Origin of the sequence: Bulleidia sp. HCP3S3_C9, assembly GCF_052064035.1 — a bacterium.
Taxonomy (GTDB): Bacteria; Bacillota_I; Bacilli_A; order Erysipelotrichales; family Erysipelotrichaceae; genus Bulleidia.
In genome coordinates this window covers 27,288-41,253 of record NZ_JBQHWJ010000010.1, presented here as the reverse complement: position 1 = coordinate 41,253, position 13,966 = coordinate 27,288, and the positions used below count along the sequence as shown (strand labels likewise).

Annotated in this window: 16 protein-coding genes; 3 read left to right on the top strand and 13 right to left on the bottom strand. The window is 36.5% G+C overall.

What is annotated here, in order from left to right:
* Nucleotides 1-77: 77 nt before the first annotated feature.
* From ACTND6_RS03390 to ACTND6_RS03335, 12 genes are all read right to left on the bottom strand, one after another.
* The gene (locus tag ACTND6_RS03390) at nt 78-707 is read right to left on the bottom strand and encodes a 4-alpha-glucanotransferase (RefSeq protein WP_441021982.1); all 630 of its coding nucleotides are present in this window, start codon (nt 705-707) and stop codon (nt 78-80) included.
* A gap of 11 nt (nt 708-718) precedes the next feature.
* Complete coding sequence (gene rlmH / locus ACTND6_RS03385) at nt 719-1,195, bottom strand: 23S rRNA (pseudouridine(1915)-N(3))-methyltransferase RlmH (protein ID WP_178177034.1); 477 nt, start codon at nt 1,193-1,195, stop codon at nt 719-721.
* Complete coding sequence (locus tag ACTND6_RS03380) at nt 1,192-2,214, bottom strand: S1C family serine protease (protein ID WP_441021980.1); 1,023 nt, start codon at nt 2,212-2,214, stop codon at nt 1,192-1,194. The genes rlmH and ACTND6_RS03380 overlap by 4 nt, the downstream gene beginning before the upstream one ends.
* Nucleotides 2,132-2,965, bottom strand: coding sequence for an MBL fold metallo-hydrolase (locus ACTND6_RS03375; protein WP_441021978.1), 834 nt, complete (start codon nt 2,963-2,965; stop codon nt 2,132-2,134). Before ACTND6_RS03375 ends, ACTND6_RS03380 begins: the two co-directional genes overlap by 83 nt.
* Entirely contained in the window at nt 2,962-4,488 is a 1,527-nt protein-coding gene (locus tag ACTND6_RS03370; RefSeq protein ID WP_178177031.1) for a peptidoglycan DD-metalloendopeptidase family protein, read from the bottom strand. Before ACTND6_RS03370 ends, ACTND6_RS03375 begins: the two co-directional genes overlap by 4 nt.
* A 12-nt stretch (nt 4,489-4,500) precedes the next feature.
* A complete protein-coding gene (dnaB, locus tag ACTND6_RS03365; RefSeq protein WP_441021975.1) occupies nt 4,501-5,865 on the bottom strand; it encodes a replicative DNA helicase in 1,365 nt (454 codons plus the stop codon).
* Nucleotides 5,865-6,314, bottom strand: a complete 450-nt coding sequence (gene rplI / locus ACTND6_RS03360) for a 50S ribosomal protein L9 (RefSeq protein WP_441021973.1) — start codon at nt 6,312-6,314, stop codon at nt 5,865-5,867. Before rplI ends, dnaB begins: the two co-directional genes overlap by 1 nt.
* On the bottom strand, nt 6,298-8,268 hold the full coding sequence (locus ACTND6_RS03355; RefSeq protein WP_441021971.1) for a DHH family phosphoesterase: 1,971 nt from the start codon (nt 8,266-8,268) through the stop codon (nt 6,298-6,300). Before ACTND6_RS03355 ends, rplI begins: the two co-directional genes overlap by 17 nt.
* Entirely contained in the window at nt 8,243-9,193 is a 951-nt protein-coding gene (locus ACTND6_RS03350) for a DUF2232 domain-containing protein (protein WP_441021970.1), read from the bottom strand. The genes ACTND6_RS03355 and ACTND6_RS03350 overlap by 26 nt, the downstream gene beginning before the upstream one ends.
* A 115-nt stretch (nt 9,194-9,308) precedes the next feature.
* A complete protein-coding gene (locus ACTND6_RS03345; RefSeq protein ID WP_441021968.1) occupies nt 9,309-9,716 on the bottom strand; it encodes a peptide deformylase in 408 nt (135 codons plus the stop codon).
* Entirely contained in the window at nt 9,713-10,336 is a 624-nt protein-coding gene (locus tag ACTND6_RS03340; RefSeq protein ID WP_441021966.1) for a Pr6Pr family membrane protein, read from the bottom strand. Before ACTND6_RS03340 ends, ACTND6_RS03345 begins: the two co-directional genes overlap by 4 nt.
* Nucleotides 10,326-11,201, bottom strand: coding sequence for a LysR family transcriptional regulator (locus tag ACTND6_RS03335; RefSeq protein WP_441021964.1), 876 nt, complete (start codon nt 11,199-11,201; stop codon nt 10,326-10,328). The genes ACTND6_RS03340 and ACTND6_RS03335 overlap by 11 nt, the downstream gene beginning before the upstream one ends.
* Before the next feature lie 95 nt (nt 11,202-11,296).
* Here ACTND6_RS03335 and ACTND6_RS03330 point away from each other — a divergent pair, with 95 nt between their 5' ends.
* The 3 genes from ACTND6_RS03330 to ACTND6_RS03320 are packed head-to-tail and all read left to right on the top strand — an operon-like array spanning nt 11,297 to nt 13,323.
* On the top strand, nt 11,297-11,998 hold the full coding sequence (locus ACTND6_RS03330; RefSeq protein WP_441021962.1) for an AzlC family ABC transporter permease: 702 nt from the start codon (nt 11,297-11,299) through the stop codon (nt 11,996-11,998).
* Nucleotides 11,995-12,303: an AzlD domain-containing protein gene (locus tag ACTND6_RS03325; protein WP_441021960.1), complete on the top strand. Its 309-nt coding sequence runs from the start codon at nt 11,995-11,997 to the stop codon at nt 12,301-12,303. Before ACTND6_RS03330 ends, ACTND6_RS03325 begins: the two co-directional genes overlap by 4 nt.
* Nucleotides 12,304-12,354: 51 nt before the next feature.
* Nucleotides 12,355-13,323, top strand: a complete 969-nt coding sequence (locus ACTND6_RS03320) for a P1 family peptidase (RefSeq protein ID WP_441021959.1) — start codon at nt 12,355-12,357, stop codon at nt 13,321-13,323.
* Here the strand turns inward: ACTND6_RS03320 and ACTND6_RS03315 are convergent.
* Nucleotides 13,317-13,919, bottom strand: coding sequence for a hypothetical protein (locus tag ACTND6_RS03315; RefSeq protein ID WP_441021957.1), 603 nt, complete (start codon nt 13,917-13,919; stop codon nt 13,317-13,319). The two genes, ACTND6_RS03320 and ACTND6_RS03315, sit on opposite strands and share 7 nt — an antisense overlap.
* Nucleotides 13,920-13,966: the final 47 nt, after the last annotated feature.

The window sequence follows — 13,966 nt, the reverse complement described above, 5'->3', positions numbered from 1 at the left end:
AAGAATAGACAAATTGCAGAGAAATCTGCTCTTTTTGTCGTATTTGAAATCCATTCTTTATCGTAGATGTAAATTTATTAAATTTTCTCTTGACTTAAGTTATCAAATTTTTTTAATGCCTTGATCTGCTTTGAAAAAAGATATTGGATTCTCTCATAAAAAACAACACGTTCCCTTAAACGGTAAGCTTCTTCTTTCACTTCTTCACTTGTGTGATTTCTTAATTCCTGTGGCCATTGTGACCATGGCTGACCATGACGATCTTCTTTGATTGCCATAAACGTAGCATAATCTTTCAGCCATTCTTTTTCTTCTTCTAGAAAAGTAAAATAATCTTCTGATTTCTGGCTGGCTAATCTACGGCTTGCTTTTTCCAGTACCGCAAAACGATTTGCATACAATTTACCATAATCCACTTTGGAAACATCTTTTCCCCAGTCAATATCTTCTACTTCTTCTTTTTTCAACAAACCATCTTCAATCAGCATATCTAAATCAATCAAACATGGATTTCCCGCAAAAGAAGATAAAGCCTGGTAAGGAGAATTTCCAAAACCAGTTGGATGTAAAGGCAGCATCTGCCAGTACGTTTGTCCAGCTTCTTTCAAAAAATCAACAAATGCATATGCTTCTTTTCCAAATGTTCCAATGCCATAATTGGATGGCAAAGAAGAAACATGCATCAGCACCCCAGCACTACGATTCATATTCCTAACTCCTATTTATGATACGGTTCATGATTCATGATTTTAAAAGCACGATAGATTTGTTCCAAAACAATGATTCGACACAATTGATGCGGAAATGTATTTTTTGAAATTCTCCATCTTTCATTGCTTCTCTGCATCAATGCTTCACTCACACCAAGTGATCCGCCAATCACAAAATCAATCTTGCTTTTTCCACCTGTATGGATCTTTTCAATGTATTCACTCAGTTCACATGAATCAATTTCTTTTCCATGTAAGTCTAACAATATCACATAATCATCTTCTTTGATACACTTTAAAAGACGATCACCTTCAATATTTTTTACTCTTGTATTTTCAGCTTCAGAATTATTATCTAATGTTTTTTCATCTTTCACTTCAACAATTTCTAACTTTTCATATGGCTGGATTCGCTTTGCATATTCTTCAATCCCATCACGCATCCACTTTTCTTTTACTTTTCCACACACAATCAATCGAATCATTTCAAAGTTACCCCACTTGTAGAAGTCGTACCATCTCTTACATACGTAATTTCCACTTCATCATTTGATTTAAAAGAATACATAACATTTCTAAGATCTTTTAAAGAATCCACCTGCTGATCATTCACTTTCAGAATCTGATCACCATACATTAAAATTCCATAGCAGCAAGAATCACTATTCACATCGCTGACAAACAATCCATTCATTGTATCAAGATCAAACCCATTCTCATTCTTCTCATAAGATTCCATATCTTTGATGGCACGCACACAGATATCCAAGGATCCACGTGTTACTTTTCCATCTTTTCTGATTTCACGATACACTTTCTTCAATTCTTCCTGTGATAAAGCATATGACATATGTGAAGAATATTCATTTGGATGATGAATCAGCATACCAACAAGGTTTCCACTGATATCCACAAGTGCTCCACCATATTGTTTTTCACTGACATTCATATCCATTTCATATATTTCAGCTAGATACACACTATTCGCATGCATACGATACGAACCTTCCTCGCTGCATACTCCAGAATTAATAGAAATATTATTTGTCACGCTGTTTCTTCCACCAACGCCAATGGCATTACAGCCAGCTTTAACGATAGAATCATCCGTCAAATGAAAGCCACTCACTTCAAAATCAACGTCACATTTCAAAACACATACATCTGTATCCTCATCATATCCTACAACTGTTGCGCTCTTTTTTGCCCCAGAATCAAACGTTACAGTGATTTGATCACTCACAGCTTCAGAAACACTGACGATATATAAGCTGCCTTCTTCTTTTTCAATAATGACACCAGAATATATATCATCTGCAGATGCAATACTTACAACATTTGTTCTTACTTGACTCACAACAGAAGAAATATCATTGGTATCCACTTTATTATGCACAACAACATTTCCCTCACTATCCGCATTAGACAGTCTGTTCAATTGATACGTCAACAGTAGATTCCATACCAATAAACCGCTTAACAGTCCCAGTATCAGTTTTTTCATGTTTATCTCCTTTTATGATCATTTCAAACTGTCCAGCTGCACACACAACAAGTTCTTTGTTAAAAGAGCCTGTATGCTGATGCAGAAGCACATCACAACTCGTATCTAATGCAAGCTGTCTTGTATTTGCTTCTTGTGAAATATGCGCAAGAATAATCATTTTCGTATTTTCATCTGTAATAGAATTTAAAACTTGTGCGCAGTCCATATTATTCAAATGACCATCATCCCCATAGATTCTCTGCTTTAAAAATTGAGGTCTAGAAGTATGCATCAAAATATCCACATCATGATTACTTTCAAGAACAATATAATCTGCTCCCTTCATCATTGGATAATACTTTTGGTTGACATATCCTGTATCTGTGACATACACAAGCTTTTCAATCCCATCTTCAACAATATATCCCATTGTATTCAATGCATCATGGCTCAATGCAAGAGGCGTAAATACAAGATTGTTAATTGTAAACTTCTGCAGGGCACGTACACGAAATGTATCGATATCATTGATTTCTACCGGAGAATAAATATCAATGTCTTTAAAATGTTTGATCTGTGATACATGATCTGCATGATCATGTGTGATTAGTAAAGCATCTAGATCTTCAACATTTGTATCACATGCATGCAAAGCATTCATTAAATATTTCTTTGTTGATCCACAGTCGATCAACACTTTTGTTCCTTCATCTTCAATCAAAAAGCTATTTCCTTTTGATCCACTCGCTAACAACGCAAAATTCATCATACATGCGGTACACTTTCACAATCATAAAATTCACATGCATTATGTCTTTCACCATCGACTTTAAAATACATATGCACATGTGGGCCAGTCGCTAAACCAGTCATACCAATGTGACCAATCACATCACCCTTGGCTACAACTGTCCCTTCAGGAAGATCACAAGGAACATTCATATGACCATAATATGTCTCATAGCCATTGTTATGATTAATCACAACATAGTTACCAGAAATTCCGTTATATCCAACTTCTTCAATGACACCATTATCTGCGGCATATACATCACCCCAGGAATTATACTGGTCAATAAAGTCTGTTCCTCTATGACCATAGTAGCAGCCCCATTCGCAAGAGATACCAACATTTTCCACAGGATATCTAAAAGATCCTGTACCTACACCAGGTTCATTTTTTGTACCCAAAGCAACCACTTCATTGCTTGCCTGTTTTGTTTCATATGAAGAATCCAGCGTACCACTCGTCAAAACACCATTGATCCATTTTTCTGTATACAATGCGTTTCTAGATCCATTCTCACCTGCAGTACGCACTTCAGCTTCTCCTTTTACAAGATTTTCATCTTGAATATAAGTTGTTTCAAAATAAACCGTTTCCTGACGCAATGTCTTTTTATACACAACCACGTCGATTGGAGATTCAAAATATGTAATACATAACTGATCTCCTTCTTTTAACATCTGGTCTGTGGAAGAAATCTTATCACGATTAATATTCATAACCTGCGTTGCACTTAAGCCATAGTTTTTTGCCCCAACACCGGCAACCGTATCATATGCCTGCACTGTATAATATTGCTTTTCTGTATTATTTCCATACTCAATATACTCAAGTACAGATTTTTCTGTTGTACGGATTTCAGAAGGAGAAGCATATGTCTTTTCCTGGGTAATCTGTTGAGAAATAGACAGGCCAACATCTTTGGAGCCATAACTTGTCAAGGTTGTCTGCGTATTTGCATTTTCTGTTAAAGATGCAATGGAAGAAGGATCAACAAACAATGAAAGATACGCATTCATCGCATCTTCATACAATTTTGGATCACTCACATAAAACCTTGCTTTCACTTTACCATCTTCAGAAATATTGATCGCAGTACACTGCAATGTATACAATTCATTTTCATCAAGATAGTTCAAAATTTCATCAGATACATCAGAATACGTATAGTATGATTTTTCATCAACAATATAACAGTCTCTGCCAATATGTGCTTTTGTATCTGGGAAGTCGGCTTCATATTTATCATGATAGACTTGCTTTAAATGACGATCTAAAGCTTCCTGATTAGAAAAGATACCAATAAGCTCATCTTTGTAGTAGAGCTTATGAATTGTCTGTTCCTTCGCATTTACAGACACAACTGTCTGTTGAAACATACCTACGTGATTTGTAGATTCACTTTCAACACGCACAAAAGAAAACGTATGAAAAAACATTGGCATTACGACAACAATTACAATACTAATCAAAGTACATATCAATAATGTCATAAACTTTTTCATACATTTGCCTCCTTATTCATTTGGAATAAAATCATTATCATTCTGAATATTATAAAGTGCATTTGTTGCACCTTCAAAAGCAACAATGACTCTGCCTGTAGAACCATTTCTGTGCTTCGCAATATTGATTTCCAGTTTTTCACTGCCAGATTCCTGTGCTGCCTCTTTCGCTTCATCTTTATAGTAAGCTTCACGATACAACATCAAAACAATATCGGCATCCTGTTCAATCGCACCAGATTCACGCAAGTCAGACAACATTGGATGCTTATCTTCACGCTGTTCAACCGTACGAGATAACTGAGACAACGCAATCACAGGAACACTCAACTCACGCGCAAGTGCTTTTAAGCTTCTAGAAATATCAGAAACTTCCTGCTGACGGTTATCTCCACGTTTACCAGAACCTGTAATCAGCTGAATATAGTCGATTAAAACAAGATTCAATCCATGTTCTGCCTGTAATCTTCTGCACTTAGAAAAAATCTCAGGTATCTTGATCATAGAAGTATCATCAATATAAACAGGCAGCTTTCCAAGATCAGCTGCAGCTTCATTGACCGCATTCCATTCATCATTCGATAATCTGCCTGTTTTAATATTATCACCAGGAACATGACTTCTTGCGCTCAGCAAACGCATACCAAGCTGTTCCGCAGGCATTTCCAGTGAGAAAATCGCAACGGCACCTGGCTGGTTGTACGTCGCAACATTCATCGCCAGATTTAACGCAACCGCAGTTTTACCCATCGCAGGACGCGCAGCTAAAATGACAAGGTCACCTTTCTGAAAACCATGCAGACGATGATCCAATGCCACAAATCCAGTTTTATAGCCCGTGATATCAGATTTATTTTCACTCATCATCTGTACACGTTCCATAACTGCACGCATAACATCCTGCGGTGTTCTAAATTCCGCAGTTTTACGGTTTCTAGAAATATCCAGTACTGATTTTTCCGCATCATCTAAATACGCATCAATATCACTGGAATTTTCAAAACCATCTTCTGCAATCTTTTCTGCAGTCTCAATCATTTTACGTGCAATTGCCTTATCACGAATCAATTCCACATAGCTTTTTGTATTATACGAAGTTACAGAAGCATCAGAAAGCTTTGTCAGATATTCAATGCCACCTGTCTCATTTAAAAGATTCAAATCATTCAATCTTGTATAAACAGTCGTCAAATCAATCTGCTGACCACTATTGTAAAGATCAGAAGCAACACGAAAAATCTTACGATTTGCTTCCACAAAGAAATCATCTTCATTCAGTCCTTCTTCCATCGCAATACGCGTAGAAGCAGGATATACAAGCATTGTACCTAAAAGACTAGCCTCCGCTTCTGGTGCAGAAGGTAACTGCCTAGGCATTACTTTTCACTCCCGACAAGCTTTACACGAATTGTTCCCACAACATTTTTATGGAGTTCAATTCTAACATTTGTAATACCCAATGTCTGGATTGGGTTTGTATCCAGAATCTTTCTCTTATCAATACGAATTCCCTGTTTCGCTAATGATTCTGTGATTTGCTTTGTAGAAACGGAGCCAAATACTCTGCCAGATTCACCAGCTTTTACAGTAAATGTAAGCATCATTTTTTCCATCTTTTGTGCAAGCTGTTTTGCTTCTTCAACACGCTGTGCTTCCAGTCTAGCTTCTTCAGCTTTCTGTTCACCTAAGATTTCCAGAGACTTCTTTGTTTCCGCAACAGCTAAGCCTCTCGCAATCAAATAGTTACGACCATATCCATCAGAAACATCAACGATATCTCCTTTTTTACCAACTTTTTTAATGTCTTGCTTAAGAATTACTTTCATCTTCACTATCCTCCTTGAAATACTCAATCGTAGCTTCTAGAAGATCATTCTTCAAATCAGCTACCTTACCTCTTGTCTTCTGCATGGCTGCAGCACTCATATGACCACCGCCACCCATCTTTTCCATAATCATCTGTACATTGATCGTTCCATCACTTCTCGCACTGATACCGGCTTCATTTTCACCACAGTTTGCAATAACAAATGCTGCTCTGACGCCTTGCAGATCTAATAAGGAATCCGCTACCTGGCTCATCAAAGAACGAGATAAAACTCTATTTTCAACTTTTGCGATAACAACGCCATGATCATATCTCTCTGCATTTGTTGCAACTTCTGTTTTAATTGAGAACTCTTCAAATGTATCTTTCAGCCATGCATTAGATTTAGAAATATCTGCACCCATATCTTTCAATCTAGCTGCAGCTTCATATGTTCTAGCACCAGTTCTCACTCTCCACCTTTGCGTATCTACAACCATACCTGTCAACATAAATGTCGCAACCATATCAGAGATATCAACTTTATTAGAAATATATGGAATCATTTCACATACAAGTTCACATGCACTGGAAGCACCTGCTTCAATATACACAAGTGTTGGTTTAATTCCAATTTCCGTTGCACGTCTATGATGGTCAATAATCACAATCTTCTTTGCATTTTCAAGTACTTTTGCACCATTTGACTGCTTGATATTATGATGATCACACATAATCACAAGTGTCTTTTCCTGCAGTTGATTTAATGCTTCATTATCCGTAATGAAATTAAATTCCTGGCTCAATTCCTGTTCATTTATTTTTAATGCAGCTGCTAGTTTTTCCTCAATTCCGCCAGTTTTCGCAATAATGGATACTGGTTTACCAAACGTAGAGGCCACACGACTCAATCCCATGGCAGAAGCAATACAGTCAAAGTCTGCCATTTTATGACCACAGATAATTACATTACTGCTCTTCAATATCAGATCTCTCAATGCGTGAGATAACACTCTAACTCTAACACGGCTTCTTTTTTCATTTGCTTCAGAAGAACCGCCATAGAATTTAATATCATTGCCAACACACTGTACCGCAACCTGATCACCACCTCTTGTCTGTGCAAGATCCATCAGATTCGCAGTCATTTCATCTAACACATCATATTCTGTAGAACCATAGGCAAATGCCATAGATAATGTAATGGATACATCCATCTTCATAGATACTCTTCTGATTTTAGAAAGAACAGAAAAATGATCATCTACCATGGATTGATATGCTTTTTCATTCAGAATCAATAAATACTTGGAGTTATTCAATCGCTTCATCAACACATGATGTGTATGACAATACTCAACAAGTGGAGCTCTTACACTTGCGGAAATATTCGTTGCATCCGCTTCATCTTCATACTGAACACTTTCATCATAGTTATCAAAAGAAGCAAGACCTAAAACAAACAGCTGATCATCAAATTTCTTCTGCAGAACAACTTCTTTCGTGATATCTGTAAAGATCAATACCTGTGCATCTTCTTTACGTGTAATACTGTATGTTTTTTCATCTAAAGTAACAGAAACTTCATCTGCCTTTCCCGCAATCAGATCATCAGCTTCAGGAATCCATCCTAAAACACGATCTCCAACATGGTCAATCTTTCTTTCCTTAAATAATTCACTCATCCATGTAACGATATAGTCATCATCATACATGACAAGTCCAACCCCACCAGTCAAGAAAGCTTCTTCAGCAGTAGAACCCAATACGTTTCTAACGCCATTTGACTGTTCTTCATAAGCCTCTTCGAAATCAGAAATGACATAAATTGCTAAAATTGTTTCAATCATTAAAATGAGAATTGATGGAATAGAAACTTTCTTTGATAGAAAAGAAAGCACAATCAAAGCACATGCCTGTATTACAAGCAATGAGTAAACGATCTTCTTAGTTTTCGTGATCTTTGTATGCATGAGAATCAACTCCTTGTATCAATCTATCATGTAGATCTGTCGTAATATAGAAATATCCAAATAATGCAAAAGCAACAGGCATCATCATCGCAAAGATAACAATTACAATTGCCGCAAAACCTTTTACATGAAAACGCATCTTTGTATAAATCATTGCCGCAATCACACCAAATGCAGCCAGATACATAACCCCAATCATTCCAAATCCTTGTAGAAACGACTGCATCAATGCATTTTCAAACGCATTGTAGGAAGAATAATAAAACATCACGAGTCCTAAGATTCCAATATAGCCACTCCATTTAGGTGGGTAATAGGAAGAAATTGGAGAAACATCTGCCGTATAGATACGCAGTCTCTTTAACATCAGACGACTCAGTAAATGTGTAACCAGGCCATTCAATACCCCGCCCACAACAACAGATACAACAAGTGCATTTCGAATCAGACCTGTTAAATCAATATTTGATGGCAAGGTTTGCTTTGCCTGACCCAGTGCCTTGGTAACGATTTTTTGATATTCAACGACTTCAGATGCAATGTCATATCCAAAAAACGAAGCAAACACAAGCATAGAAAGCACATCCGCAACTACTGCAAGCAGAATCGTACGAATCACCAACTTTCTCGTTGAAGTTTTATTATAAATGCCACTTCCATATAGAATACCAATTAGCATTTCACTCACCATATAGAACCATGTCTGAGGTGTTCCTAGAACAAACGTTAACAACAATACCGCAATGAATAACATCCAGCTGTTTTTCATTCCATATTTTGCACTATAGAAAACCATTGGAATTGGTAAAAGCCACACAAACCCGCCAGATATCATGCCTGCTGTCTGTCGATCAATAAAAAGCATGACACCAATGATTGCTGCCATCATTGCTCCATCTGTAATTCTTCTAATATCTCTATTCATAATTTCCTTTTTTGTACATTAAAACCATTTACGTAAAAAACGCGATTAAATTATAGCATTTTTTCCTTTACAAATACATTTTCTGTAATTCCACAAAAAAAGACCACACAGGTCTTTAAATGACAATGCCATGACAATGATCAATTTCATGCTGAATGATCTGCGCAATATAGCCTTCAAATTTGCGATGACATTTTTTCATATTCAAATCTTGATACTCTACTTCAATCTGTTGATATCTTATACATTTTCTAACACCAGTTAAAGATAGACATCCTTCTTCCGTTTCATATTTTCCACTTCTTTTTGTAATGACTGGATTCATCATCGCAAACATCACTGGGCCAAGTCCAACCACAATGATTGCTTTATTACAGCCAATCATATTGGCTGCCATTCCAACGCATCTTGCCTGGTTTGCTTTTAATGTATCTAACAAGTCATACGCAATGGGTAAGTCTTCCTTTGTTGCGACAGCTGCTTTTGTAAAAATCGCTGTTCCTGAAACAATTGGTTTTATCATATCGTCTTTCTCTTTCTTTTTTTAAATCTATGATCAAACATTAAAATCAATTTACTGTAAAAATAATACACAACACAAATTAAAGCACATTCTTTAAGCACAATTGAATATCCTAATTGTTCTGGATCTAAAAATGCGTATGGATATCCAGTATGTGCGTATTGTCCACACAATAGTACAACACCACCATAAATGATCAACAATGCCATGTTTGTGATGATAAATTTCTTGTTAAAATGACCTTTTTCACCCACCAAATATTCCAGTACCATTAAAATCGGCATCACACAATGCATTCCAAGATACGCATATTGCATATTCTCAGAAGCATTTCGGTAGAATGGCTGCATAAATACCCAACTGAAGATCGTACAGAATGTCATTAGCGTTAACACAATATATTTCAGTAAAGAAAAAAATACACCACGACTTCTTTTACGGATATAGATAAATTCCAGAAGATAATACACAGTCGCAAGACACATATCAATCGCATAAATTGCTGCAAATCTTTCCACATAAAATTTAGATTCTACTGCCCCACTATAAAATACAAGTGTAGTGATACCACACAGCACAATACACAGATCTAAAAATTTCTCCAGTCTTCTATTTCTCATGTTTCAATAATCCATCTTCTAATATCTTTGCCACGTTCTTCTGTATATATTCATATAACTGTTTGCTTGCTTTGGAAAGATATTCCTTCTTCAAGCAAGCTAATGCGATCGTTCTTTCTACATTTTCTTGTATTGGCTTGATCACAACATTGTTTTCAAAATCACGCAATACAAGACCATACATCATACTGATTCCCATGTTTTGCTTTACCATCGCTAAAATAGAATAATCATCATACACTTTATATGCAATGGATGGCTGCAGATCATATTGATGAAAAGCATCTAAGGGAACACTGTTCTTTCCTTCATCCAGCAAGATAAAAGGATCATCACACAAATCTTTTAAATACACAGATTCTTTTCTGCATAAACGATGTCCCATAGGAAGTACCGCAAGCATATAATCATGATAGATCACATCAATCTCAATATCATCAAAATCCTTTGGATTGATAAAAGCAAAATCAACTTCCCCATTCCTGATCCATTCATGAATATTATCATATTCTCCTTGTCGTAATTCATAATGAATTCCTGGATACAGTGCATGAAAATCACTCAATAATTTAGGCAGAAGATTTCTAGAAACACTTGTAAATGTTCCAATACGTATCACTTCATCTTCCAGCCCATTCTTTTCACACATCTTCTTATACAGTAAATCTTCCGCTTGAGAAATCGAACGAATATAAGGAAGATAATCTTCACCGTCTTTTGTCAATTGAATCCCTTCACGATTTCTTTTAAAAAGTGTTGTCTGCAATTCCTCTTCTAAAGACTTCATTGCCTGTGATACCGCAGATTGCGAATAGCCAATTTCTTTAGAAGCAATCGAGAAACTCCTGCATTCCAATACTTTCATAAAAATCTTATATCTAGAACTCATATCAGTTTTCCTTATGCATTTATTATAATAATTCATTTTACTTATGAAAAGAATGCTATATTATTATTTTCATGAACAAGAAAGAATTTACACAAGGTTTCAAAGATGGGATTCCTATTGGACTAGGATATTTCGCAGTCTCTTTTGCATTAGGCATTGCGATGAAAAATGCAGGATTAAACTGGATCGATGGCTTCTTCATGTCACTATGCAATCTTGCAAGTGCTGGTGAATACGCAGGTACACAAGTCATCCTCGCAAGTGGATCATATTTTGAAATGATCCTTATGACGCTCATCGCAAATGCACGCTACATGTTAATGAGTTGCTCACTATCACAAAAGCTCTCACCAGAAACAAAAACAGTCCATCGACTATGCATAGGCTATGCCATCACAGATGAATTGTTTGCATTGGCAATCTCAAGAAAAGACTATTTAAATCCATTATATTTCTATGGAGCCATGGCAGCTTCTGTACTCCCATGGGCAATTGGAACATCCTGTGGAATCATATCAGGAAATATTTTACCATCCATAATCGTTTCAGCCCTGTCTGTAGCCTTATATGGAATGTTCCTTGCGATTATCATTCCACCATCTAAAAAGAATCATACGATTCTATTCATTGTACTGGTTTCTTTTATTTCCAGTTACCTATGCACGATTTTACCAGGCATCCGTTCTCTTTCGAGTGGTACACGTATCATTCTATTAACAGTCATCATTGCTTCCGTTGCTTCTATTATAAAACCCATTAAGGAGGATTTATGAATCATTCCATTTTCATGTATATTCTTGTTTCATTTTTAACAAGCTACTGTATTCGTGTACTGCCTTTAACACTCATTCGTAAACCAATCACAAATCGATTTCTAAAATCATTCTTATACTATGTTCCATACGTAACACTCGCAGTCATGACATTTCCCGCAATGGTACAGGCAACAAATTCACAAATTGCCGGCATTGCATCTTTATGCGTAGGTATTGTTCTTGCATATTTTGATCAAGGATTGCCTGTTGTTGCGTGTGCATGCTGTATGACAGTCTTTCTATTAGAATTCTTTTTCATCTAAGAATAATTTATTTCGATGCTATAATGAATTGAGCAGGAAAGAAGATACAATATGACAATTTTAAAACAAATATCCATTCATGAACTTACGGATTTCAAAATTGGAAACGCAGAATACACAGAAGGTGCAACGGGATGCACTGTTATCCTTCCAAGAGATAAAGGCGCTACATGTGGCGTAGATATTCGTGGAGGAGGTCCTGCCAATCGTGAAGGTGGATTATTAAATCCATTAGCCGCAAATGACAGTGTCAATGCGGTATTATTATCCGGCGGCAGTGCTTTTGGCTTAGAAGCATCCATTGGTGTCACAAAATACCTGGAAGAAAAAGGAATTGGTTTTCCAACAGACAGTGGTGTTGTGCCAATTGTCTGCCAGTCTTGTCTGTTCGATTTAGAAATGCATACAAGTCAAATTCGACCAGATACAGCTCTTGGCTATCAAGTATGTCTGAATGCTGAAAATAACAACTACACAGATGGAAATGTTGGCGCTGGATGTGGTGCAACATGTGGAAAAGCATATGGCAATGAACATATGATGAAAACAGGCGTTGGATCTTGTGCATATCAGCTAGGTGATGTTAAGGTCGGTGTAATCGTCGCATGCAATAGCATGGGGGATGTATTTGACTATACAAATGGAACACAGATTGCTGGAGCAATCGACTACAACACAAAGCAGTTCTTAAATTGTGAAGAAGCATTATATATGATGCAGATGCACTCACAACTCCACACGAATACAACCATCGGCATTGTATTGACAAATGCATCCTTCAATAAAACACAACTCACAAAGATTGCTTCTATGGCACATGATGGCATGGCACGTTCCATCAATCCAATCCATACAGAATTTGATGGAGACACGATTTATGCAATGTCATCCGGTAAAGTCAAAGCAGATCTCAATGTCATTGGTACATTAGCCGCAAGATGCTTCTCAGAAGCAATTACTGCTTCCGTTAAGAACAGTGAATCTATGTATGGTGTCTTGTCCTACAAAGACATTCATTGATGAAAGTATTCTTCGCAGAAACCAAACCATTGATCAATATATTGCTGGTGGTCTAATACAATCATATCTTGAGGGACAAAAATCCCTCTTTTTTGTGCTTCTTCAACAAAATAAATTGTATCTGCATTGATTTCATCTTCCATTCCATACACATATGTAAAGCCTTTACGATACGCTTCATACAGTCTTGTATGCCCATCAGTAGAAATCCATCTATCTTTATATTTACCAGCCTGTATAATTACATCCTCTTCCTGCTGGATAAAATGAGAAACTGCATCAAGTTTATCCTGATCTACATAAAACTGGGATGGCTGAATCATAGAAAGTGAAATACGAAAGAGTTTCTGCACAGCATACTCTTTTACAATTGCATTATGGTCATCGTAAAAACATGTAATGTGTGGTGCATGTATACGAAAGTAATCAATCACATCACAATATACACTCCGATCTTTTCCACAAATCACAGCTTCATTTTTAGAAACAATCACAATCTCATATGGTTCATCATCCACAAGATAACAGCCATGTTGATATAGCGCCTCTTTGGTAAATCTCGGATCATCATAGGTATCAATTCTTTGTATTTTCATATGCACCATCCTACCACAAAAAAGAAATGATTGCCCAAAAAGCAATC